Annotated in this window: 24 protein-coding genes; 22 read left to right on the top strand and 2 right to left on the bottom strand. The window is 57.0% G+C overall.

The genetic code is table 11. The annotated features are described in order from the left end of the window. The first annotated feature begins 56 nt into the window (after nucleotides 1-56). The 6 genes from terL (at nucleotide 57) to G6L01_RS12415 (ending at nucleotide 7,215) form a co-directional block, all read left to right on the top strand. A complete protein-coding gene (terL, locus tag G6L01_RS12440) occupies nucleotides 57-1,649 on the top strand; it encodes a phage terminase large subunit (RefSeq protein WP_234892026.1) in 1,593 nt (530 codons plus the stop codon). Next, the gene (locus G6L01_RS12435; protein WP_070166656.1) at nucleotides 1,646-3,046 is read left to right on the top strand and encodes a phage portal protein family protein; all 1,401 of its coding nucleotides are present in this window, start codon (nucleotides 1,646-1,648) and stop codon (nucleotides 3,044-3,046) included. Before terL ends, G6L01_RS12435 begins: the two co-directional genes overlap by 4 nt. A gap of 206 nt (nucleotides 3,047-3,252) precedes the next feature. After that, nucleotides 3,253-4,587: a PBECR2 nuclease fold domain-containing protein gene (locus tag G6L01_RS12430; RefSeq protein WP_234892027.1), complete on the top strand. Its 1,335-nt coding sequence runs from the start codon at nucleotides 3,253-3,255 to the stop codon at nucleotides 4,585-4,587. 104 nt (nucleotides 4,588-4,691) lie between these two features. Beyond that, nucleotides 4,692-5,156: a phage virion morphogenesis protein gene (locus G6L01_RS12425; protein WP_070166654.1), complete on the top strand. Its 465-nt coding sequence runs from the start codon at nucleotides 4,692-4,694 to the stop codon at nucleotides 5,154-5,156. A gap of 113 nt (nucleotides 5,157-5,269) precedes the next feature. Then, on the top strand, nucleotides 5,270-6,271 hold the full coding sequence (locus G6L01_RS12420) for a thymidylate synthase (protein WP_070166653.1): 1,002 nt from the start codon (nucleotides 5,270-5,272) through the stop codon (nucleotides 6,269-6,271). An 11-nt stretch (nucleotides 6,272-6,282) separates the two neighbouring features. After that, nucleotides 6,283-7,215, top strand: a complete 933-nt coding sequence (locus tag G6L01_RS12415) for an alpha-glutamyl/putrescinyl thymine pyrophosphorylase clade 3 protein (RefSeq protein ID WP_070166652.1) — start codon at nucleotides 6,283-6,285, stop codon at nucleotides 7,213-7,215. Here the strand turns inward: G6L01_RS12415 and G6L01_RS12410 are convergent. Further along, on the bottom strand, nucleotides 7,205-8,311 hold the full coding sequence (locus tag G6L01_RS12410) for an ImmA/IrrE family metallo-endopeptidase (protein ID WP_070166651.1): 1,107 nt from the start codon (nucleotides 8,309-8,311) through the stop codon (nucleotides 7,205-7,207). The genes G6L01_RS12415 and G6L01_RS12410 overlap by 11 nt on opposite strands. Continuing rightward, a complete protein-coding gene (locus tag G6L01_RS12405; RefSeq protein ID WP_139190356.1) occupies nucleotides 8,301-8,621 on the bottom strand; it encodes a hypothetical protein in 321 nt (106 codons plus the stop codon). Before G6L01_RS12405 ends, G6L01_RS12410 begins: the two co-directional genes overlap by 11 nt. A gap of 371 nt (nucleotides 8,622-8,992) precedes the next feature. Here G6L01_RS12405 and G6L01_RS12400 point away from each other — a divergent pair, with 371 nt between their 5' ends. The 16 genes from G6L01_RS12400 to G6L01_RS12325 all read left to right on the top strand — a co-directional run bounded on the left by G6L01_RS12400 (nucleotide 8,993) and on the right by G6L01_RS12325 (nucleotide 20,930). Then, entirely contained in the window at nucleotides 8,993-10,144 is a 1,152-nt protein-coding gene (locus G6L01_RS12400) for a hypothetical protein (protein WP_174089262.1), read from the top strand. Nucleotides 10,145-10,158: 14 nt separating this feature from the next. Further along, nucleotides 10,159-10,497 carry a capsid cement protein gene (locus G6L01_RS12395; RefSeq protein WP_070166648.1) on the top strand — a complete coding sequence of 113 codons (339 nt, stop codon included), beginning with the start codon at nucleotides 10,159-10,161 and terminating at the stop codon, nucleotides 10,495-10,497. A 12-nt stretch (nucleotides 10,498-10,509) separates the two neighbouring features. Next, on the top strand, nucleotides 10,510-11,463 hold the full coding sequence (locus G6L01_RS12390) for a major capsid protein (protein ID WP_070166647.1): 954 nt from the start codon (nucleotides 10,510-10,512) through the stop codon (nucleotides 11,461-11,463). Next, nucleotides 11,460-12,005, top strand: a complete 546-nt coding sequence (locus G6L01_RS12385; RefSeq protein WP_070166646.1) for a hypothetical protein — start codon at nucleotides 11,460-11,462, stop codon at nucleotides 12,003-12,005. Before G6L01_RS12390 ends, G6L01_RS12385 begins: the two co-directional genes overlap by 4 nt. Nucleotides 12,006-12,100: 95 nt before the next feature. Then, complete coding sequence (locus tag G6L01_RS12380) at nucleotides 12,101-12,577, top strand: phage protein Gp36 family protein (protein WP_070166645.1); 477 nt, start codon at nucleotides 12,101-12,103, stop codon at nucleotides 12,575-12,577. Next, on the top strand, nucleotides 12,574-13,065 hold the full coding sequence (locus tag G6L01_RS12375) for a Gp37 family protein (protein ID WP_070166644.1): 492 nt from the start codon (nucleotides 12,574-12,576) through the stop codon (nucleotides 13,063-13,065). Before G6L01_RS12380 ends, G6L01_RS12375 begins: the two co-directional genes overlap by 4 nt. Nucleotides 13,066-13,079: 14 nt before the next feature. Further along, entirely contained in the window at nucleotides 13,080-13,304 is a 225-nt protein-coding gene (locus tag G6L01_RS12370; RefSeq protein WP_070166643.1) for a hypothetical protein, read from the top strand. Between the two features lie 2 nt (nucleotides 13,305-13,306). After that, nucleotides 13,307-14,569, top strand: a complete 1,263-nt coding sequence (locus G6L01_RS12365; protein WP_070166642.1) for a phage tail sheath family protein — start codon at nucleotides 13,307-13,309, stop codon at nucleotides 14,567-14,569. A 15-nt stretch (nucleotides 14,570-14,584) separates the two neighbouring features. Then, nucleotides 14,585-15,097 carry a phage major tail tube protein gene (locus G6L01_RS12360; protein ID WP_070166641.1) on the top strand — a complete coding sequence of 171 codons (513 nt, stop codon included), beginning with the start codon at nucleotides 14,585-14,587 and terminating at the stop codon, nucleotides 15,095-15,097. Between the two features lie 59 nt (nucleotides 15,098-15,156). Then, nucleotides 15,157-15,501 carry a hypothetical protein gene (locus tag G6L01_RS12355; RefSeq protein WP_070166640.1) on the top strand — a complete coding sequence of 115 codons (345 nt, stop codon included), beginning with the start codon at nucleotides 15,157-15,159 and terminating at the stop codon, nucleotides 15,499-15,501. 29 nt (nucleotides 15,502-15,530) lie between these two features. Beyond that, a complete protein-coding gene (locus tag G6L01_RS12350; RefSeq protein WP_267970280.1) occupies nucleotides 15,531-15,662 on the top strand; it encodes a hypothetical protein in 132 nt (43 codons plus the stop codon). A 74-nt stretch (nucleotides 15,663-15,736) separates the two neighbouring features. Then, nucleotides 15,737-18,694: a tape measure protein gene (locus G6L01_RS12345; protein ID WP_071207271.1), complete on the top strand. Its 2,958-nt coding sequence runs from the start codon at nucleotides 15,737-15,739 to the stop codon at nucleotides 18,692-18,694. Next, nucleotides 18,691-19,167, top strand: a complete 477-nt coding sequence (locus G6L01_RS12340) for a phage tail protein (protein WP_070166638.1) — start codon at nucleotides 18,691-18,693, stop codon at nucleotides 19,165-19,167. Before G6L01_RS12345 ends, G6L01_RS12340 begins: the two co-directional genes overlap by 4 nt. Continuing rightward, nucleotides 19,164-19,433: a tail protein X gene (locus tag G6L01_RS12335; RefSeq protein WP_070166637.1), complete on the top strand. Its 270-nt coding sequence runs from the start codon at nucleotides 19,164-19,166 to the stop codon at nucleotides 19,431-19,433. Before G6L01_RS12340 ends, G6L01_RS12335 begins: the two co-directional genes overlap by 4 nt. Further along, on the top strand, nucleotides 19,433-20,431 hold the full coding sequence (locus G6L01_RS12330; protein ID WP_081344179.1) for a phage late control D family protein: 999 nt from the start codon (nucleotides 19,433-19,435) through the stop codon (nucleotides 20,429-20,431). The genes G6L01_RS12335 and G6L01_RS12330 overlap by 1 nt, the downstream gene beginning before the upstream one ends. Further along, nucleotides 20,418-20,930: a phage baseplate assembly protein V gene (locus G6L01_RS12325; RefSeq protein ID WP_139190358.1), complete on the top strand. Its 513-nt coding sequence runs from the start codon at nucleotides 20,418-20,420 to the stop codon at nucleotides 20,928-20,930. Before G6L01_RS12330 ends, G6L01_RS12325 begins: the two co-directional genes overlap by 14 nt. Nucleotides 20,931-20,940: the final 10 nt, after the last annotated feature.

Genomic DNA, 20,940 nt, shown 5'->3' with positions numbered 1-20,940 from the left:
GCCCAAAACTTAGCCCTACAGTTAGCGCAAAGGATTTCCGGGAGAACCTTGCCCGGATGGCCGACGAACTGGCCCGCTGGGTGGACCTGTCCGTCACCGCCTTTGCCGCCGATCCCAAGGCCAAGGCGGAACGACTGGCGAAGGCAAAGCACCCGGAGACCGGGTTTCGCTTCTTTCTGGAAACCTATCTTCCGCACTATGTGAAGGGTGATCACAGCCGCTTCCATGAAGAGATTTTTGCGCGTGTGCCGCAAATTCTAACGTCTTCCAAGGGCGTTAGAGACTTGTTCATCGCCCCGCGTGGCTCGTCCAAATCCACCCATATGTCGCTTGGCTTTGCGCTCTATTGCCTCTGTCTGGGATACAAGCGTTACATTCTCGAAGTCTGCGACGTGTATGCTCAGGCGGCTTTGCTGATCGAGGCGATCAAGGCCGAGCTGACCACCAATCCGCGCCTTGCCCATGACTTTCCGGAGGCGACCGGCCAGGGCCGCGTCTGGCGCGAGGGCGAAATCGTCACCGCCAACAATATCCGGGTTGAGGGGCTTGGCGCGCTGCAAAAGCTGCGTGGCCGTCGTCATGGTCCCTATCGCCCCGACCTGATGTTTTTCGATGACTTGGAGAACGATGAGGCGGTGCGCTCGCCAGAACAGCGCAAGAAGCTGGAAACATGGATCAAACGCGCCGCCCTGAAGGTAGGCCCACCGGACGGCTCGATGGATGTGGTCTGGGTTGGCACCGTCTTGCATTATGACGCCGTGCTGGTGCGGGCGGCAAAGTCGCCGGTTTGGCGGGTGGCCGAATTCCAGGCGATCATTCGCTTTCCTGATCGGATGGACCTTTGGGACCACTTCGAAGAGCGTTATCACAATGAGGGTGAGGACGCCGCCCGCGCATTCTATGATGGCAATAAGGCGGATATGGACGCCGGGGCCGTGGTCAACTGGCCGTCGATGCAGCCGCTTGTCTGGCTGATGTTGGAGCGCGCTAGCGATCACGACAGTTTCCAGACGGAATACCAGAATAAGCCGATCAGCGAGGGCAGCCCGTTTAAGGATCTGACCTTCTGGGCGCTCAAGCGCAGCGACCTGATTTTCTTCGGCGCGCTTGATCCGTCACTCGGCAAAAAGGGTCATGGCCGCGATCCGTCCGCTATCCTGATCGGCGGCTTTGATCGCCTGACCGGTAAGATGGACGTGGTGGAAGCCTCGATCCGCCGCCGCCTGCCGGATGTGATCATTGCCGACATTATCGCCCTTCAGCGCGAGTATCGTTGCCTGCTGTGGTTTGTCGAGGCGGTACAGTTTCAAGAGTTTTTGCGCACAACGTTGATGGTGGAAGCGGCAAAGCAGGGCGTCGGGATTTCTGCCGTGCCGATCACGCCACATGCCGACAAGGATCTGCGCATCGAGCGGCTTCAGCCGCCGATTGCGGCGGGTCTGATCCGCCTCAACCAGACCCAACAGACGCTGATTGACCAGCTGCAACAATGGCCCAACGCCGACCACGATGACGGGCCGGACGCGCTCGACATGCTTTGGCAAAACACGCTGCTTTATGCCGGTGGTCAGCAGGCCGGAGGTGGCAGCGCTGGCGTGATGACTGCTGCCGCTGCTGGCTCTGACAATTATGGAGACTACCGACTGTGAGCCGCAAGAACCGCAAAACCCGCGCCAGCTTTGCCGACACCACGCCCGCAGAGACCCGGAAAAACCTGCCAAGCGAGGCCGGAACGCTGATTGCCGATGTCAAGAACGACATTACCATCCCGTTCTACACCGGCGCTCTGCAACATGCTGACGACACGCTCCTCCAGCGCGGTGGCGGCAAGGGTCTCAAAATATATGACGAAATCAAGCGCGACACCCACGCCTCTGCCTGCCTTGCCAAGCGCAACAAGCATCTGGTGGCCCGCGAATGGGAGGTGGTCCAGGCATCCGACAAGCCTCTTGATGTCGCGGCGGCGGATTTCGTACGCACCACGCTGAAGGACATGCCCTTCGACGGCGTCTGTGAAGATTTGTCTGGCGGCGCGATCCTGAAGGGGTTTGCGGTTTCGGAGAGCATTTGGGCGAGAGACGGCAACCGGATCAAGCCGCAGCGCATCGTCAGCCATGACCAGCGCCGTTTTGCGTTCGGCCAGGACGGTCGGCCACGGCTGCGCACCTGGACGAACATGAATGACGGGATAGAGCTGCCGGAGCGGAAATTCATCGTCCACCGCCACGGCGTTGTCGGCAACAATCCGTATGGTCTCGGCCTGGGCTATCAGTTGTTTTGGGCTGTGCTGTTTAAACGCGAAGGCATAGCCTTCTGGCTACATTTTCTCGACAAGTTCGCGGGGCCGACCGTTATCGCCCAAACGCCCTACGGCATGTTGAGCGACGAGCAGCAAAAGCTACTGCATAATCTTGCCAATATCCGCACCAGCTCTGCCGTCACGGTGCCGGTTGGGACGGATGTGAAGTTTCTGGAGGCGGCGCGGTCCGGCTCCGTTAGCTATCAGGAATGGCTCGAATATTGGGACAAGCAGATATCCATCTGTATTCTCGGCGAAACCCTGACCACCGATATCGGCTCTAGCGGCTCCCGTGCCGCCGCCGAAACCCACGCAGGAATGCTCGACCTGCTGGTGGACAGTGACGCCGATCACCTGTCGGACACATTGAACGAGCAGCTTATCCGCTGGCTGGTCGAGTACAACTTCCCCGGCGCTGCCGTCCCGCGTGTCTGGCGGGTGCGCCCATCTAACGAGAAGGCCAAGGCCGAAACGCGCAAGGCCAGGGCTGAGGCCGCAAGCTCCGAACATGCCGCCCTGGTCGAGATCATTGCCACCGCCGCCAATATTGATGATGACGACACAGCACGCGAATTCATCACCTCGTTTGACCTAACCCATAGTCTCTCCGATCAGACGATTGATCGGCTGGTGGAAGCACGGTTTGCGTTCATAGAAGGCAAGCGGCCAACACAACAAATGCCCGATAACGCTCCTGCATTCTCCAGCCTGTTCGGGCCGCTCGGCTCAAAAAAAAACGACAGCTGACGGCAAGCTTTGCCGATGACGCCGATCCGGTCACTGATCTGACGGATCAGCTCGAAGACTTAGCCGCCAGCCTCTCCACCCGCCGCCTCAACACCATCCGCACCGCCATTGAGGCCGCGCCTGATTATCCAGACGCCGCCCGCGCTATTCTCACCCTTGGTGCAAAGTGGACCCCTGATGCACTTGGCAAACTGCTGGGCGATGGCTTGGAGCTGGCAGCCCTTCATGGACGCGAGGCCGCGTTTACTGACGGCGAGGACGATGACGCCCGTTTTGCCGACGCTGACGTATTCAACCAGCCGTTCAAGGAGCAGATTGACTTCTTTACCCAAAAACGGGGCAAGCCGACCAAGGCGTGGAGCGATGCTTTGCGCGGCACCCACGATCGCGCCTTTGTTATTGCTGGTGCCACCGATCTCGCCATGCTGTCGGATTTTCAGACCGCCATTGCCAGCGCCATGCAAAGCGGCACCACCTTCGCTGATTTCCAAAAGGACTTTGACCGGATCGTTGCCAAATACGGCTGGGCTTATAAGGGTGAACGCGGCTGGCGCAGCCGGGTGATCTTTGAAACCAACCTGCGCACCAGCCACATGGCGGGGCGGCTCAAGCAGATGCGCGACCCGGATGTGCTGAAGCTGCGCCCATATTGGGAATATCGCCACGGTGAAACCCGCAAGCCGAAAATTCCGCGCACCCAACATCTGGCGTGGCACGGCAAATGCTATCCGCATGATGATCCGTTCTGGCAGACCCATTTCCCACCGAACGACTGGCATTGTTCCTGCGGTGTGCGCTCGCGTTCCCTGCGAGACCTGAAGCGTATGGGCAAAGACGGCCCCGATCCATCTCCCGAAATTCTAACGGAACCGATGAAGGACCCGCTGACCGGCCAGCTGATCGAACAACCGCAAGGCGTCGGTTATGGCTGGGACTATCAGCCCGGTGACCTTTGGGAGCGCGGCTTGACGCCGTCGAATCTGATGGAGCAAGGCCACGAAGTCCTGGACAATCCGCGCATGGCGGTGGAGATCGACGCCCCCGAACCGCTGGACGAGCTGCTAAAGGCGGCAAAGCCATTCAAGGCCAAGACGCTTGAAGATGGGCTTGCTCCAGAGGACTATGTACGGGCCTTCCTTGAACCGTTCGGCGCTGACATTGGCAAAGCCGTGCTGTTTGAAGACGCGGCGGGCAATCGTATCCCTGTTTCCGATCTGCTATTTCGAAACCGCGAAGGTGCTTTCAAGGCGCTGAAACGCAATCGCCACCGCGTTATGTCGATGATGGCCGAAGCGTTGATTGACCCTGACGAGATCTGGATGGGTGTGGCGCACAAAGTCGAGAGCGGAGATCTTGTGGTGGATCGCCGTTACATCCGTGTCGATCCGAAAACCGCCATCCAGGTCGTATTCGAGATTGGCGAACGAGGCTGGGAGGCCATCACCAGCTTCGACTTCACCGATAAGCGCGGGGAGCCTGATTTCTCGGCTTTGGAAAAGCGGCGCGTCGGCAAGCTGATCTACAAGCGCCCGGAAAAATAAAAGACCGGGAGCGATCCGGCCTCTGCGTCAACGAACTGGCGTGACCATCGCCGGTCTCGTCCGCTGACAAAACCAATATATGACCGCTACGAGGAAAAGTCGAGATGACCGGTATCAGCTACAAGGCGACCATTGACGACGCCGACATGCGCGAAAAACTGACCGAACTGATAGGCAAGATGCAGCGTCCGGCAGGCTTTTACAAAAATGTCGGCGAACATCTGCTGAATTCGGTCAAGGACAATTTCGAGAATGAAAGCGCGCCGGATGGCAACCGCTGGAAAACCCTATCCCAGAGCACCCTCAACCTGCGCTCGAAAAAACACGGCAACGCCACCACCACCATCCTGCGCGCCTCTGGCGATCTAATGAACTCCATCAACATGCTAGCCAGCGATACCGATGTGCGGATCGGCTCAAGCTTGATTTACGCCGCCATCCACCAGTTTGGTGGTGACGCTGGTCTGGGCAAGAAAGTGACCCTCACGGCGCGGCCTTATCTCGGGCTTTCTGTTGCAGATGAGGATGAGGTCGTGACTATTGCGGAACACTGGTTAGCGGTGGAGTAAGTCAGCATTTTGTCTGAATGGTTGCGCCGTAAACTACTTCCACCTTTAGTATTTTTGAGGATTGTGTTTAAGCTCTGTTGATTGGACGATTCGGCGGGGGCAAGCGGGCTAGCATGTACTTTGTACGAGATACATTAGACGACCTGCTTGGCTCTGTTTATCGAGCTCTACTAAAAAGCAACAATAGAGTCAGCCCTACAAAAGGCCCCAACAGAGAGGCGGTAGGCGTATTACTAAAACTGAAAAATCCACGTTCGCGCTTTAGCAGAACCGAGCAGAGAGCAACGCTTTTTAGCTGCTTGGGAGAAACCTTATGGTATTTTTCGGGGTCGGATCGCTTGGATGTAATTGAGTATTACATCAAGAGTTACAGGAAATTTTGCAAACTGTCTGCCGAGGCTATCTCGGCGGAAGGAGCCTATGGACCTAGAATTTTTGGAAAAGATCAAGGACAGCTAAAAAATATCATAACGCTAATCAATAACCCTGATAGGCACGATACACGCCAAGCCGTTATTCAGATATTTGACAAAGAAGACATGGGAAACAACGACGTTCCCTGCACATGTACGATTCAATTTTTAGCACGCGGGAAAAAGCTTCACGTTTTGGTTTCAATGCGATCGAACGATGCTTACAGAGGCTTACCTCATGATATTTTTGCCTTTACCATGCTCCAAGAGTTTGTTGCTAGACACACAAACCACGAGCTTGGCACATACAACCATGCGGTGGGTAGCTTGCATCTTTATGACAAGGATGAAGACGCGGCCAAAAGATATATAGCGGCGGGCTGGCCAGAAAAACTTGATATGCCGCCAATGCCAAAGGGCGATCCAAGTAAAGCGATGGATTGGTTGTTAGAGGCGGAACGCCTGATACGCGAAGGAGGCCATGAAATTCCTTCGTCAGAAGGGGTAGAGCCTTATTGGATAGATTTGGCTCGTTTGTTGTTAATTAAAAAGATGTCCGATCAGCGCGACTTGCGTGGAATAATTATGCAGAAAAGGGAAATGTCTTCACCCGTATATGACGCTTCTATTCGGGGACGTGAGATAGAATTGCAGGAGGCAATGGGGACTCAGCTTGTTTTGCCTGGATTTACTGGAATTTAAAGGCGGGATTGATGAAGAAAAATGAAATTGGTTTCGTTGAAAAATACGTTCAGACGTTTAACGAATTAATTAATACTGGCTTGATTTTGCCGGGTTTAGAGACGGTTGAACACACCAAGTGTTTAGCGATGCAGCTTTATGACAGCAGACGGCGCATTGAATACATATTCCATATCCGAGATGCTAAGCATTCCTCAAATAGAATGGATCCAAACTCAGCTCTTTTTGACCCGCTCAAAGCGGCGGTTCTTCATAGCCGCAGCGGCAATCTTGATGAAGCATTTTGGTTGGTGTTCCTGGCTGTTCATTTTGGAAAGCACGCCACTTATGGTTGGCGGCTAGCAGGGAAAATTTACGGACAGCTAGGAGGTGCTGGACGATGGGACTGGTTATCTATCAGCTCAAATACAACTGATTTCCAAGTCTGGCTAAATGCAAATCAGCACGAGTTCACGAAAGAACGGTTTAGCAATCATCGCAAGTATGAAAGTATTAGTGCAGATTCAAATGCAGGCACGGCTGCTGTTTTTAAATCGTACGTAGATTGGATTAAACCTTATGGAAATCACAAGGATATGATCCGCCAAATCCATACACTGGTGGGTCAAAATCCTCATGAAGTATTTGACTACATGTATCGTTCGATGAGTGCCGTCAAGCGCTTTGGCAGGTTAGGACGATTTGATTTTTTAACGATGCTTGGTAAACTTGGTCTAGCGCCAATAGAGCCGGGCTCGGCTTATTTGTGGCACAACGCAACAGGACCACAACGGGGCGCTAGGTTGCTTTTTGGCGGCAACGTCGACGCAGACATTTCAGCTAAGGAATTAGATCGGCGTCTAATCGAGATTGATTCGAAACTTAATGTCGGCATGCAAGCGCTTGAGGACTCTTTATGTAATTGGCAAAAAAGCCCGACACAGTACGAGTACTTTAGAGGTTGAAATCGTCCCACTGATACCGCCTTTTTAGGCGGTTCATCTGGTTTCGTCCCAATCTTCCAACATGCTGCAATTGCCCCACAACGATACCGCTCGATATGCCCGCGTGTATTGAGAAGCGAGAAATTGCATCTGATCTAGGTTTTAGAGATAGCATCTCGTCGCGTAATTCAGACGGGACCAAAGTATTCGCGGAAAACTCGTTTGCTTCAATTTCTTCTACGGAATTTACGTCGCTGTTATCCTCTAGGAATAAATCATCTTTGCTATGAAGCACTAGATGACCAACTTCATGGAAAAAAGTAAACCAAAAATGGTCATCAGACCTAAATCGTAGGCTCAAAACAATAAGGGCTTTTTCCGGGCTTAAAAAACGGGTTGCACCACTTGCGCGGCAACCGTCCGGAGCCGGTGCAATAACCAAGGCAACCCCTGCACTGGCGCACAACCGACGTAGATCAGGTATGAATTTTGACGGGTGATTTCGCCGCGTCAGCTTACGCATATCAGCTATGCTAGCGATAAGAGCATCGCGATTCCAAGGATTACACTCAACCTCTGAGGCTTTTATCTCAGCCCATCGCAACCAAGCCGTGACAGCAGGTGGACTTGATTCAAATGAAGGTGATGTTCTGAATGCGGCAAGCGTCTCCGTAGGCTTATAACGGCTCACCCAATCTTCGGGTGTCCTTACGTCGAAGAACTTTTGAAGAGTCTCAATGAAATTTTGTTTGGTGGTTGTGGAAGGTAACCAACCGAGTTTGCACATATCCCTCCATGGGAAGGCTTTCGCCCAAAATGCATCCAATGATTGAAAATTTTGCATATTTGGATTTAATCGCATCAGGTCATCACGATACTGGCGCTCTCTGTTTATCCAAAAATTATGGCTTGCCCCAAGCGCAGAGCTTAAGCGCTTTGCAAGCTCCTCATCGATATATACTTCACCATCAATGAGGCCCTGCGTCTTAGCCTCAGAGAATTCAATTTCCATAGCCAACTCATCAACGGATAGTCCCCGTTTTGACATGATCCGCTTGATTGTGCTGCCGGGTGGAGTTGTCCAATCTGGAGAAAATGCGCTGAGATTAGCCGTCATATTGGATTTCCATAATTTTAATCATGTAAACACGGTCCCAAGCAACCAAGCCATCTTTGCCTAATAGCTTGCCGTTGTTAGCCTCTGCTAGCACGCAAACGCTTGCTCCAAGCTCAATTTTAAAAGAACGGGCACCATCAAGCGGGAGCGTCATATCAAGATCTATGATATCGTAAATGCTGTCCGCAGCTCTAAGATCAGAAAAAAGCGTCATAAGTGAATTTGCCGCGTCAATTCCGAACTTTTTTCTCATTGCCTTGGCTGACTCGACTAGCGCACGCAGCTCCCGGCTATTAAATGCGATTTCCATTCGCTGCCCGCGCATAAATTCGAATCATACCTAAACTATGTCATTCTTTAGGTGTCCTCAGCGATAAAGCAATGCTGCATGCAACCAGTCGGTGTTGTTCGTCCCATATTTTCTTCACTGGTAGGCTTTTTCAACCGAAACGTAGAGAATGATCTGCGTTCCTCGCTCCCCCCGTTAGACCCCCGTTAGAAACCGGCTATGGCACCATCCAGCCCGCATCCTTGCACCACAATTGCAATGCGGGCTTGAAACTCCTCGACAACTGTCTCATGTTGGCCCTGCGAGACGCATTGAACTGACCGGACCTGACGTCCGGTCTTTTTGTTTTGGGCAGGGCGGCATGGTGGCTTCAGATGATTTCTGGAGCCGATATGACCACCGCATCTGCCACACCCGCCACGCACACCCCGGCCAGCACCACCGCCCGCATCGAAGTTTTCCGCCCTGGCACGTTTACACCGATGGAAGGCGCGTCGATCACCTATAGTGCCGCTGACCTGAAGGCGGCGGCTGATGCTTACGATCCTGATACCGCCCCTGTTCCTGTCGTCGTCGGTCATCCGGCCACGGACGCCCCTGCTTACGGCTGGGCGCAGAGCTTTGACTATGACGCAAGCAGCCAACGGCTTTATGCGACGGTGGGTGAGATCGATCCGGCATTCTCGGAAGCCGTAAAAGCCGGGCGCTATAAGAAAGTCAGCCTTTCATTCTTCCGGCCTGAAGCCTCGGCCAATCCTGTTCCAGGCACATGGTATCCGCGCCATATCGGTTTTCTCGGCGGCGCGGCTCCGGCGGTCTCTGGCCTGAAGAATGTCCAGTTTTCCGCCCCTGAAGGCAGCGTCACCGTCAGCGCCGATTTTGGCGAGCGCGGCTTTGAAGAGGCTGCCAGCCTGTTTCGCAGCATCCGTGAATTCGTGATCGAGAAATTCGGCATGGAAGACGCCGACAAGGCTCTGCCCGGTTTCCAGATCGATTGGCTGTCTGAAACCGAAATCCAGCCCCCCGCCAGCCGCCCGGCCTTTGCCGCGCCGCTTGCACCCCAACCACCAGAGAAAAAGGAGCCTGTTGTGGTCCAGACCAACGCCGACTTCGCCGCCCGCGAAGCCGATTTTGCTGCCCGTGAGGCGCGGCTGAAAGAGAGTGAGGCGAAAATCGCCCATGCAGAAAACGTCTCGTTTGCGGAGGGTCTCGTTACCGATTGCAAGCTGTTGCCTGCCTTGAAAGACAAGCTCGTTGCCGTCTTGAACGCCGTTCCCGGTGAAACGACCGTGTCCTTTGCGGCTGGCGAAGCCGCCGTGCCGGTCGCCCAGGCGTTGCGGGATCTTCTCGCCGCGCAGCCCAAAATCGTATCTTTTGGCGCGATGGATATGCCGGAAACCGGCGTTGACGAGAGCGCCGCCTCATTTGCGGCTGACGGTAAGCCGGTCGATCAGGCCGGTCTTGAGCGGCACAACAAGGCGATGGCCTATCAGCGTCAACACCCCGGCACGTCCTACATGGACGCCGTGCGGGCAGTTGGTTGAGGGAGGGCGAGGCTATGCAGTTTTTTCAGCCGGTCCTTTCGGACACAGTAACCGCCACCACGCTTTTCGACGCTTACGACCTGATCGGTTTCGATGACGGCAAGGTGACGACCGACGACGCGCCGGTCAAGGGCATGGCCCATCATCCTGCCACCGAGATCGGCCTTGATGTCGCTGCCATGCTGATCGGCACAGGCCGGGTCCGCGCCCGTGGCGTCATCACCAAAGGGGCAAAGCTGATCTCTGCCGCTGCCGGTGGTGTCAAAGCCGCGCCCGCCAATGCCGCCAATCCGTTCGCCGTGGCGCTGACCGCCGCCGCCGATGGCGAATTCGTCACCATCCTCATCCGTTAAGGACCACCGCACATGACCACTCGCGCTCTCAACCAGCGGACGGCTGCTGTCGTCAATCCGATCCTCTCCACCCATGCCCGTGGCTACCGAAACTCCACCTTCATCGCCAGCGCGCTGTTTCCGCGTGTTTCGATCCCCAACCGGTCGATGCTGGTCATCAAGTTTGGCAAGGAGGCATTTCGCAAGCTGAATACCCGCCGTGCGCCTGGCTCCGCTACCAAGCGGGTGCAATATGGCTATGCGGCGGACCCGGCCTCGCTGGTCCAGGACTCACTTGAAGGCATCGTGCCGACCGAACACCAACAGGAAGCCGAGACAGTGCCGGGCATCGATCTCGGCGCGGGTGCGGTCAATATGGTGCTGGATGTTCTTGACCTCAATCTTGAGATCGATAGCGGGCGGATTGCCCGCGACCCGGCCAACTATGACGCCAACCATAAGGTGGCGCTGACCGGCAAGGATCGCTGGGTCGATCCGGAGAGTGATCCTAAGTCCGACCTCGATGAAGCCAAGGAGATGATCCGCCGCTCGATTGGTCGCTATCCCAACACACTCACGCTTGGTCCCAATGCTGGAAATGCCCTCAAGGGCCATCCCAAGATTAAGGAGCAGTTTAAATATACCTCGAAAGACAGCATTTCCACCGACATGCTGGCCGCCTATTTCGACGTCAAGAAAGTGGTGATCGGCGCGGCGGTCTATCTGCCGGAGACCGCCGACGATGCGGCTCTCGCCAATGACGTCTGGGGCGATGATGCGATCCTGGCTTATGTGCCGGAAGCGGGCGACAATTTTCAGGTGCCGTCCTTTGCTTATACCTATGAGCTGACCGGTTATCCGCAGGTCGAACAGCCCTATTATGAGCGGCCTATCAAGTCGTGGGTCTATCCGACCACGGTTGAGCGCCGTCCTATTCTGACCGGAGCCGAAGGCGGTTTCCTCTTTCAGGGCGCGGGGTCGAAATGAGCGATCTAATATCAGTGACCTTGACCGGCCCCGCCAAGATCAACGGGCAACGTAAGCCTGCCGGGGCCACCGTCGCCGTTAGCACCACACTTGCCCTCCAGCTTGCCGCCTCCGGCGTTATCAATCCGGAATTGGCAAAATCCCTGGCCGAGGCGGTGCAGGACACACCGCTTGCAACGGATTTCCAGGCGGCGGTGGATGCCGCCGTGGCGGAGCGGATCGCCGAGCTGGACCGTGACGCCACAGACCTTGCTGCCGATCTGGTGGATGAGGCAAGCCGTGCGAGCAGCGCCCGCACCCGTGCCGCTGAACTGGAAGGTCAACTTGCCACCGCCCAAAGCCGGATTGCGGAACTGGATCAGGAAACCGAGAACCTCACCGCCGATCTGGCGGATGCGATTACCCGTTTGGGCAAGGCAGACGCCCGTGTGGCCGAACTGGAAAAGCTGCTTACTCCTGCGCAGGCTTCGCCCGCCGCCGATGCCGCCACCGAAGGCGCGGAGAACAAGCCCGCCGCCAAGCCTGCCAAGGCCACGAAATAAGGTCCGCGCCTAAATCTCCCAAGCCGGACCTTTTGAGCGGGGCGGGTGGCCCCAGCCGCTCCGCTCATTTTATTCGAAACTGGATCTCACTCACCATGACGCGGACGCGATTTCTAACGGTTGATGACTTTACCGCCGCTTTCGGCCTTGCCGAAGTCTCGCAGATCGCGGGCATCGGGAACCTCAATGACCCGGCTGGCCGCAGCCTGGACATAACCAAGATTGAAGCCGCCATCATCTGGGCCGAGGATATTTTTGTCGGTTATGCCCGCGCCCGCTATCCCGTTATCGAGACGCTGACCCCCGAGGTAACGGCCCCCGTCATCAAGGGACTGATTGCCGATGTAGCGCGCTACCGCCTGCGGGATAAGTCGGGCGGCCAAGGCCAAGTCGCGGACACCGTTAGAGATCGGCACGACGCCGCCATGGCCAATATCAAGGCCGTGGCGACCGGCAAATTTGAATTGCCGATTGCGGGCCTGCCCACCAATGGCGAAGCTGGGTCCGTCAGTTCGCAGGCCATTGTGCCGCCGTCGCCGGTTCGCTCGATGCTTTACGGGTGGCGGCCATGACAGATGCATTGGCTACGGCCCGTCCAGCGACCGTCATTGAGCAGGTTGAGGATGCACTGCTTGGCGAACTGAAGGTTAGCGTTTCCGGCCAATGCAAGGTCGAGGCCTTCCCGAACGATCCGGCGCTCTACGATTTCAGTGGACTGCCCGCCGCTTTGCTCATCCACTATGCCGGATCACGGTTTGCGCCCGCCAAGGGGCCAGCCAACACCACCCAAGCCCGCGCCATGGAGTTTTCCCTGGTGCTGCTGGTCCGCTCACTTCGCGGCGAAGGCGGTGCTTATGCCCACCTTGAGGATATTCGCCTTGCCATCCAAGGCCGGGCCTTTGCCGGGGCCGGTCCTGCCATGCTTATCCACGACGAATTGGTCGAGGAAAAAGACGGCGTCTGGCGCTGGGAAATCCGAGTCTCGCTGCCGATCCCCGCCGTCGCCCGAAACTACCAGACCCCCGCGCCGCTGATGCGTCCGGGCATTTCCACCCCCTGAAGAAAGCCGAGGATATGGCAAAGACACCCGCAAGACAGTCCTATCTCTACTCCGGCCCGGTCACGCCGCTCGACATCGAGGGCGAGAGCCGGATGCTGTTTCCTGGCACGTCCTACCGCGACCTGCCGGAAGATCACCCCATCGTCACCAATCTCATCGAGCGAAAGCTACTGGTGGCCGAGACCGTTAAGGCCGAAGCCGCGCCTGCCGTTGCCGATGCCGGTTCGGAAGGAGCCTGATCATGGCCGCAACGTTTCACCACGGCCCAGAGGTCGTAGAGCATAAGGACGGCGTATCTGTCGTCCGCGACGTCAAGTCTGCCGTCACCTATGTCAACGGTACGGCCCCAATCCACCTCATTCATGACACGGCGGCAAAGCGCGCCGAATACATCAACAAGCGGGTTGTTATCCGCACCCGCACCGAGGCCGCAGCGGCCTTCGGCGAACATGTCGCGGGTTATACCATTCCCGCAGCTCTCGACGCCATCTTCGACCAGGGCGACGGCGGCACGATCATCGTCAACAATGTCTTCGATCCGGACACGCACAAATCAGGCACGACGCCCGATCCGGCAGCGGTGACGGTTCAGGAGATCAATGGCGGTATTTCTGCTGCTGGTGTCGCCAGGGGCTTTTCCGGCGCATACGAATGCTACAACAGCCTCGGCTATTTCCCGAAAATCATCATTGCGCCTGGCTATTCGCCCTCCGCAGTCGTCCGCGCCGAAATGGACGTTGTGGCCTCCCGCCTCAATGCGCTGGCAATAGCCGACCTACCGCTTGGCCTGACCAAGCAACAGGCAGTCGAAGCGCGAGGAACCAGCGGCACTGCCAACACGTCCAGCGCCCGGACCGTTTTGACCTATCCGCATGTGGTGATTGAGGACACGACCGGGGCGGCGGAAACCCGACTGGACCCGCTGTCGTCGCGGCTGGCGGGCGTTATCATCGCGACGGATCTCGACGAAGGCTGGCACCACAGCCCATCGAACCGGGAGATCAAGGGCGTGGTTGATCTGGAAACGCCCATCAACTTCTACCCGTCGGATTATCAGAACGACACGAACTTCCTCAACGAGGCGGGCATCGTCACTGCGATGCGGTCCTTTGCAACGGGCTTCAGGACATTCGGCAATCGGTCCGCCGCCTTTCCATCATCGTCGCATGTCGAGAACTTCATCCATGCCCGCCGCATTCTGGACATGAGCCATGAGTCGATCATTTTCTACCTCATGAACTACGCGGACAAGATTGGCACCGTCCCCAACATCGAAGCGGTCGAGGAAGGCGTCAACTCCTATCTGCGCTCCAAGATCGGCGATGGCGTTTTCTACGGTGCAAGCTTCCGCTTCGATACCGCGAAGAACACGGCAGCCCAGATCGCCGATGGGCGGTTCTTCTACAAATTCGAGTGCCATCCGATTTCTGTGATGGAGCGGATCACTGTCGATAGTTACGTCGATACCAAGTTCATCGCCGACGCCTTGTCCTTGGCGGCCTGACCAGGAGCATAACACATGACCCGTAAAACCGGACAGATTACCCAGGCCGATTGCTACATCAACGAGGTCGATGTTTGCGGTCGGGTCGCCGAACTGGATATGGGTGAAATCGCCCATACCGAAATCGAGCACAAAACGCTGGGGCAGATCGGCGTCCTCAAACTGCCGGGCCGCCCGGTGGAGGCCATTGAAGGCAAGATCAGCTTCGAATGGCTGGACGAGGAAGTGTCGAGGTCGATCATGAACCCGACCAAGACGCACAAGATACAAATTCATTCGTATGTCGATATTTTCGACGCGGACGGCCTCAACTCCGATCAGTCGCACACCCTGATCACCCATATCGGGTTTCAGATGATGAAGACCGGTGGACGCACCGCCAAGCTGGGCGAGAACCTTGCCCAGGAGCATGACATTTCCATCACCAGCTTCAAGCAGTCGGTCTATGGCGGCGAAACGCCGATCATCGAATTCGACGCCTGGAACAATATCTACCGCGTCAACGGCGAGGACGTCTGGCCCAAGTAGCGGCCAGCCTTTTCCACCTTCAGCCTCAAATTTCCTAACGCACACCGAGGAATAATCCCATGACCGACAAAGACACCACCACCGAGTTCAAGGGCGTCCGCGCCAAGCTTTTGGCCAACAAAGCCGCGAAATCCGGCTCTTACGATTTCCCATTGAAGGAATGCGACGTGACCGCAAGCGTCCCCAATTTCATCAATCACGGCCTGTGGATGCGGGCGCAGCGGATCGCCAAGGGTGACACCTCGAAAGCACAGGCGGCTTTCATCTGTGAGGCGGTGCTGTTCGACGGCGAAAAGCTGACTGTCACGGATCTCGCCGAACTGGTTCCAGCCGGTGACACGCTGGCGCTGATCAACGAGGTCTTCGGCGAGGACGAAGATGAGGGAAAGGAGAAAGCGGCCTGATATTGTCGTTGCCCGTCCAGCACCTCTTCATGATTGAAAAGGGCTGGACGCATGACGATCTGAATGGCATGACGGAATCAGAATTCGGCTGGTGGTATGACGAGGCCATCAAGCTGGAAGAGGCGAAGGCAGACGCCATTCGTGATGCCTCTAAAAGCTGACCGGACCATATGTCCGGTCAATTTATCCCGAAGAAAATGCGACCTCTGGCAGGCAACTGACCGGAGGTTTTTTTATGCGCTTTGCCATGATTTTCGAGGGCGTGGACCGCGCCACCAAGGTCATGGCCAAGATCATGGCGGCGGAAAAGGCAACCGCTGCCGCCAGCGCCACTAATTCCAAGAAATCCGCAACTGCTGCCGAATCGGCCACCAAAGCCACGGAAAAGCAGGCAACGGCGACAGGCAAGGCCTCGTCAGCATTTCGCACTATGGGGAATACGGCACGCGGTGCGTTTTCCGCTGTCAGGTCGGGAGCGCAATCGGCTTTCGGAGCGGTATCGAATGGGGCAAAGGTGGCGAACCGTGCCGTCCAGGCGCTTCATCGCCAAACGATCCAGCTTGCAAAAGGCGGCTTCAGCCAACTTGCATCTGGTGGGCAAAAAGCCTTCCGGGGTATTGCTCTCGCTGGCAGCATTGGTGCGGCTGCTGCTGTTACGTCTTTCGGCATTGCGGCAGTCGCGGCGACATCCATGGTCGATGTCGCCGCACAGTTTGAAAAATTCCAGACGATCTTGGAAACCACGGAAGGCTCTAGCGCCAAAGCAAAAACCGCGATGGCCTGGGTGGCGGAATTCGCGGCAAAGACGCCCTACGAACTGTCTGAGGTCAACGAGGCATTCGTGCAACTGCGCACCCGTGGCCTTGATCCGACGAAGGGCCTTTTGAAGACCTTGGGCGATACATCTGCCGCCATGGGAACGCCGCTCAAACAAGCGGTGGAGGCGGTTGCCGACGCGGTGACCGGCGAAAACGAACGCCTGAAGGAATTCGGGATCGTCGCCTCCAAGACCGGCAACAAGATCACTTACGAATACACCAACGCTGCCGGAAAAACGGTTAAAGCGTCCGTTAAGGCGTCTGACCGCGTCGCCATTCAAGCTAAGCTCATGCAGATCTGGGCTGAGAAATTCGGCGGCGCGATGGAAAAGCTTTCCGGCACATGGTCCGGGATGGTGTCTAATCTGGCTGATCTGTGGAGCCAGTTTCAACTGGCCATTATGAATGCCGGACTGTTCGACTGGATGAAAGGCAAACTGAAGTTTCTCCTCGACACGATCAACCAGATGAAGGCGGACGGCTCCTTTGATGCTTGGGCAAAGAGGATTTCCGAAAATATCGTATCAGTTCTTGAAACCGCTTGGGCCTTTGCCAATCGGGCCTATGAGGTTTTCGAGAAATTGCGTGGCCATCTTACCGCCGCTTCCGACTATGTGGGAGGCTGGGAAAACCTTGCCGCCATTCTCGGTGCGTTGGTCTTTGCCCCGGCCTTGATCTCGACTGCTGCCGGTCTTGTTCAAATCGCCATCGGGCTCTCGATGCTGACGAGCGCGTTAGCGGGGATGAGCATCACGGGGACATTGCTCGGGATAGCGGCGGGCGTGTCGAAACTCGCTATCGCGCTTAAGGCTATGGGCATAGCGCTGATGTCCAATCCCATCATCTTGATTGTTGCCGCCATCGTGGCCGCCGCCGTGGCAATCTACGTCTATTGGGAGCCGATCAAGGCATTTTTCGTGGACCTCTGGTCTTCGATTTCAACGGGTGCCAGCGCCGCTTGGACCGCGATCAAGACGTGGCTAGGCTTTGATCCCGTCGCGGCTTTGTCCTCGGCATGGTCGTCTCTCGCTTCGGTGGTTTCGAACGCATGGGATGCACTCCCGCATCTGAGCTGGGACGAGGTTATCGCCGCGCTGGATTGGTTGAGCTGGATTTTCCCGCTGCGCTGGCTGGATTTCATCCCCGGTTTCTCCTGGGCTGGCATCATTTCCGGGGCGCTTGATTGGGGCCGTTATATCGTCAGTCTCGATTGGACACGCTATCTTACCTCGCTCACCTGGGCGGATGTTTTAACCGGGCTTGATTGGTTGAGCTGGATTTCGCCCCTGCGCTGGCTGGATTTCATTCCCGGCTTTTCCTGGGCTGGCATTATTACCGGAGCGCTGGATTGGGGCCAGTACATCGTCGGCCTCGACTGGACCCATTACCTGCCAACGTTCAAGTGGCCAGATTTGCCAAGCTTCAGCTGGCCTGACATTCCCATGCTAGAACTGCCGTCGCTGCCAGATGTTGCGGGATGGATCGGAGCCTTTGGCGATAAGGCCATGGTGGCAATAGAGGCGGTTTCATCGCGCCTTGGTGGCGCGTGGAGCAAGGTCAAGTCTGCCTTCTCTTTCGGCGATCAGGAAGCCAAGGTCGCCGTCACCGATCCGGCCACCATTCAGGCCACGGCGGCGGCAACTGCCGCGTTGAAAGCAGACATGCAGGCTGTCGCGACTATCGACACCAGCGCCGCCATGGAAAAGCTTCAGGCTGTTGACGCCGCCGCAAAGGCTATTCTGCCCGCCGTCACCACCGCGATACGGCAGACGGAAGCCTTCCTGGCTGGCGTCTCATTCTACAATCAGGGCGCATCCCTGATGGATACGATGGCGGCAGGCATTCGCGCCCGCTCTGCCGTCGCCGTGGCTGAGATTGCCAAGGTGGCGCAAACGATGCGCGATCATCTGCCATCGTCTCCCGCCAAGATCGGCCCGCTGTCCGATATCCACCGGTTGAAGTTTGGCGAGACAATTGCCGGTTCTATCCGCGCCGAGCCGATGGTGAAGGCTATGCGGACGGCAGCGTTTGCCACAATGGGAGCGGCGGCGATAACCGCGCCTGCTATGGCAGCGCCCAGTGTCACGCCCGCAACGGTCGCCTCGGCCAGTGCCGCCAGCCCGGTATCCAGCCAAAGCCAGAGCGAGGTGGCGCGGTCGCAGATTGCCCGCATGTCGTTGCAAGCCGCACCACAGTCAGCCAGTGCCGCTGCACCGGTCACCCTGCATTTTAGCCCAACGCTGACCATGCCCGCGCAGGCTGGCCAGGGCAGCGACATGAAAGCCGAGTTTGACAAGATGATGCGCGACAGTGCCCGCCAGTTCGCAGACCTCATAGAGGAAGAACAGCGCCGTCGCGCCCGGAGGAATGTATGATCTATCTCCTCGGCTCTATCCCGCTCGGTATCGATCCGGTCACGGCTCCGCTTGCCCAAGAGTTTTCCTTCGCCAACACTTTTGCCCAACATGCCCCGACACGGGGCAAGCCGGTGCTTCAGGAGATCGGCGAGGAACTGGACACGCGCAACTTTTCCTTCTTTTTCTCGGAGGAGTTCTGCGATCCAGCCGACGAGCTGGCGAAGCTTGAAGCCGCCTTCGCGTTAAAAACCCCGATGCCGCTTGTGCTGGGCAATGGATCGTTTGACGGCAAGCGTTGGGTTGTAGAAAGCCTTTCTGGCCGGATCATCAAGACCAATCGCAGCGGCTCGCCCGTGCGGATCGAGGCAACGATTGGCCTTTTGGAAGACCCGGTTACAGGTGGCCTGTTCAGCCTGATCACGTCTATCGCCAAGTCTCGTGCGCCAGCCCTTTCCGGGTCCGCTTCCTCAAACCCTGAGGTGAAGAAATGACCGAGCTGACCGGCGATTATTTCGAATACACCACCGTCGCGGGCGACCGGTGGGACATGCTGGCTTATAGCTATTATGGCGACCAGTATAAGCAAACCGTGCTGATCGAAGCCAATCGCCACCTTTATCTCGACACGCTCACCGTGCCGCCCGCGATCCTGCCCCAAGGCGTGAAACTGAAGATCCCGGTCATCGCCGAGACCGCAACCAATGCCGATGTGCTGCCACCGTGGAAAACGGCCAACCCAACCTATGGAGCAAGCTGATGGTGTCGCGGCCATACTTCTCATTGATCTACCAGGGCGTGGACATATCGTCCGAACTGGACCCGGAAACTACATCGATCACCTATACCGACAATCACCACGGCAAGGTGGACGAGATCGATGTGGCCGTTCAGGACAAGGACGGACGCTGGAAAGGATCATGGAAGCCGGAGCCCGGCGACAAGATGACCTTGACCATCTTTGACGGCCTGGGCGGCATGTTGCCCTGCGGTGATTTCGAGATGGACGAGCCGGAGGCCGAAGGCGACCGGGGCGGCGACAAGATGACCATTCGCGGGCTGGCCGCGCCGATCTCCAAGCCATTGCGCACCGCCAAAACCCGCGCCTTTGAAAAGCAGACCTTGCGCGCCATCGTTTCCAAAGTCGCTCAGGAAAATGGCCTGACACTTGAAGGCGAGATCGAAAGCATGAACTTTGAACGGGTCACACAACGCCGCGAACGAGACCTGGAGTTTCTAACGCGGCTGGCGGAAGATACCGGCCATTATTTTACCGTACGGGGAAAGCGGGCGATCTTCACCTCCATCAAATCCGTGGATGGCCGGGCGGCGGCGCTGACGATCAGCCTCACGCAGATCGGCACGACCCTGACGCGCTACCGGCTGAAGGAGCAAACCGCCGAGACATATTCCAAGGCCAAGGTGAAGCACATGCATGACCGGGACAAGGAACTGATCGACGAGGAAGAGGAAGACAGCAACGTCAAGACAGGCGACACGCTCAATATTACCGGGGAGCGGGTCGAAAATCCTGGCCATGCCAAGGCCATGGCTAGATCCAGGATGCATTTCAAAAACCGCAAACGCCGCTCCGGCTCGATCTCGCTGGTGGGCGATGTGCGGGCGCTGGCGGGCGTGGTGGTCGATATGGCCGACTTCGGCAAATATTCGGGCCGCTACCTGATCGACCGATCCACCCACAGCATGTCGCGCAGCGGCTACACAACGGATGCGGAGCTGGTCGATGCGCGCAAGTGATGAGTACCGGCAAAATCCGACCGTACGGCGCGGCGTTGTCGTAGACCGAGACCCTAAAACCATGCGCGTCAAGGTCCAATTTAAAGACGAGGACGAGGTGGTGACGCAATGGATCGACGTTGTGGCCAAATCCGCCACCGGCGTTTCCGCCTTCCAGATGCCGGGCCAGGGTGACGAGGCTTGGTGCGCCATGGATGCCAAGGGCGAGGCTGGCTGCCTGATCGGCTCCCGTTACAATTCCAAGGATGCGCCGCCCGCAAACAGCAATGATGTGATGGCGATTACCTTTTCGGGTGGTTCCATCGTGATCGACACGGCCAGCGGCAATATGACCGTCAAATCATCCGGTGCGGTGACGGTCGAGGCGGCGGGCGATGTGACGATTAAGGCCGCGAATATCGTGCTTGAGAGTGGGAGCTTGACGCATAACGGAAAGAACATCGGGTCTGACCACGGTCACGTTTCCGCGCCGCCTGGCTCTCCTGGCCCACCGGTCTAGTCCACCAATT

This window comes from Agrobacterium vitis, from assembly GCF_013337045.2.
Lineage (GTDB): Bacteria > Pseudomonadota > Alphaproteobacteria > Rhizobiales > Rhizobiaceae > Allorhizobium > Allorhizobium vitis_B.
The sequence above is the reverse complement of the archived record's forward strand: the minus strand, read 5'-3'. Positions and strand labels throughout refer to the sequence as shown.

Excerpts from the sequence above, each read along its gene's own strand:
- terL (WP_234892026.1), top strand. The coding sequence starts at position 57 with ATGGCCGACGAACTGGCCCGCTGGGTGGACCTGTCCGTCACCGCCTTT.
- G6L01_RS12425 (WP_070166654.1), top strand. The coding sequence starts at position 4,692 with ATGACCGGTATCAGCTACAAGGCGACCATTGACGACGCCGACATGCGC.
- G6L01_RS12420 (WP_070166653.1), top strand. The coding sequence starts at position 5,270 with ATGTACTTTGTACGAGATACATTAGACGACCTGCTTGGCTCTGTTTAT.
- G6L01_RS12415 (WP_070166652.1), top strand. The coding sequence starts at position 6,283 with ATGAAGAAAAATGAAATTGGTTTCGTTGAAAAATACGTTCAGACGTTT.
- G6L01_RS12410 (WP_070166651.1), bottom strand. The coding sequence starts at position 8,311 with ATGACGGCTAATCTCAGCGCATTTTCTCCAGATTGGACAACTCCACCC.
- G6L01_RS12405 (WP_139190356.1), bottom strand. The coding sequence starts at position 8,621 with ATGGAAATCGCATTTAATAGCCGGGAGCTGCGTGCGCTAGTCGAGTCA.
- G6L01_RS12400 (WP_174089262.1), top strand. The coding sequence starts at position 8,993 with ATGACCACCGCATCTGCCACACCCGCCACGCACACCCCGGCCAGCACC.
- G6L01_RS12395 (WP_070166648.1), top strand. The coding sequence starts at position 10,159 with ATGCAGTTTTTTCAGCCGGTCCTTTCGGACACAGTAACCGCCACCACG.
- G6L01_RS12390 (WP_070166647.1), top strand. The coding sequence starts at position 10,510 with ATGACCACTCGCGCTCTCAACCAGCGGACGGCTGCTGTCGTCAATCCG.
- G6L01_RS12385 (WP_070166646.1), top strand. The coding sequence starts at position 11,460 with ATGAGCGATCTAATATCAGTGACCTTGACCGGCCCCGCCAAGATCAAC.
- G6L01_RS12380 (WP_070166645.1), top strand. The coding sequence starts at position 12,101 with ATGACGCGGACGCGATTTCTAACGGTTGATGACTTTACCGCCGCTTTC.
- G6L01_RS12375 (WP_070166644.1), top strand. The coding sequence starts at position 12,574 with ATGACAGATGCATTGGCTACGGCCCGTCCAGCGACCGTCATTGAGCAG.
- G6L01_RS12370 (WP_070166643.1), top strand. The coding sequence starts at position 13,080 with ATGGCAAAGACACCCGCAAGACAGTCCTATCTCTACTCCGGCCCGGTC.
- G6L01_RS12365 (WP_070166642.1), top strand. The coding sequence starts at position 13,307 with ATGGCCGCAACGTTTCACCACGGCCCAGAGGTCGTAGAGCATAAGGAC.
- G6L01_RS12360 (WP_070166641.1), top strand. The coding sequence starts at position 14,585 with ATGACCCGTAAAACCGGACAGATTACCCAGGCCGATTGCTACATCAAC.
- G6L01_RS12355 (WP_070166640.1), top strand. The coding sequence starts at position 15,157 with ATGACCGACAAAGACACCACCACCGAGTTCAAGGGCGTCCGCGCCAAG.
- G6L01_RS12350 (WP_267970280.1), top strand. The coding sequence starts at position 15,531 with ATGATTGAAAAGGGCTGGACGCATGACGATCTGAATGGCATGACGGAA.
- G6L01_RS12345 (WP_071207271.1), top strand. The coding sequence starts at position 15,737 with ATGCGCTTTGCCATGATTTTCGAGGGCGTGGACCGCGCCACCAAGGTC.
- G6L01_RS12340 (WP_070166638.1), top strand. The coding sequence starts at position 18,691 with ATGATCTATCTCCTCGGCTCTATCCCGCTCGGTATCGATCCGGTCACG.
- G6L01_RS12335 (WP_070166637.1), top strand. The coding sequence starts at position 19,164 with ATGACCGAGCTGACCGGCGATTATTTCGAATACACCACCGTCGCGGGC.
- G6L01_RS12330 (WP_081344179.1), top strand. The coding sequence starts at position 19,433 with ATGGTGTCGCGGCCATACTTCTCATTGATCTACCAGGGCGTGGACATA.
- G6L01_RS12325 (WP_139190358.1), top strand. The coding sequence starts at position 20,418 with ATGCGCGCAAGTGATGAGTACCGGCAAAATCCGACCGTACGGCGCGGC.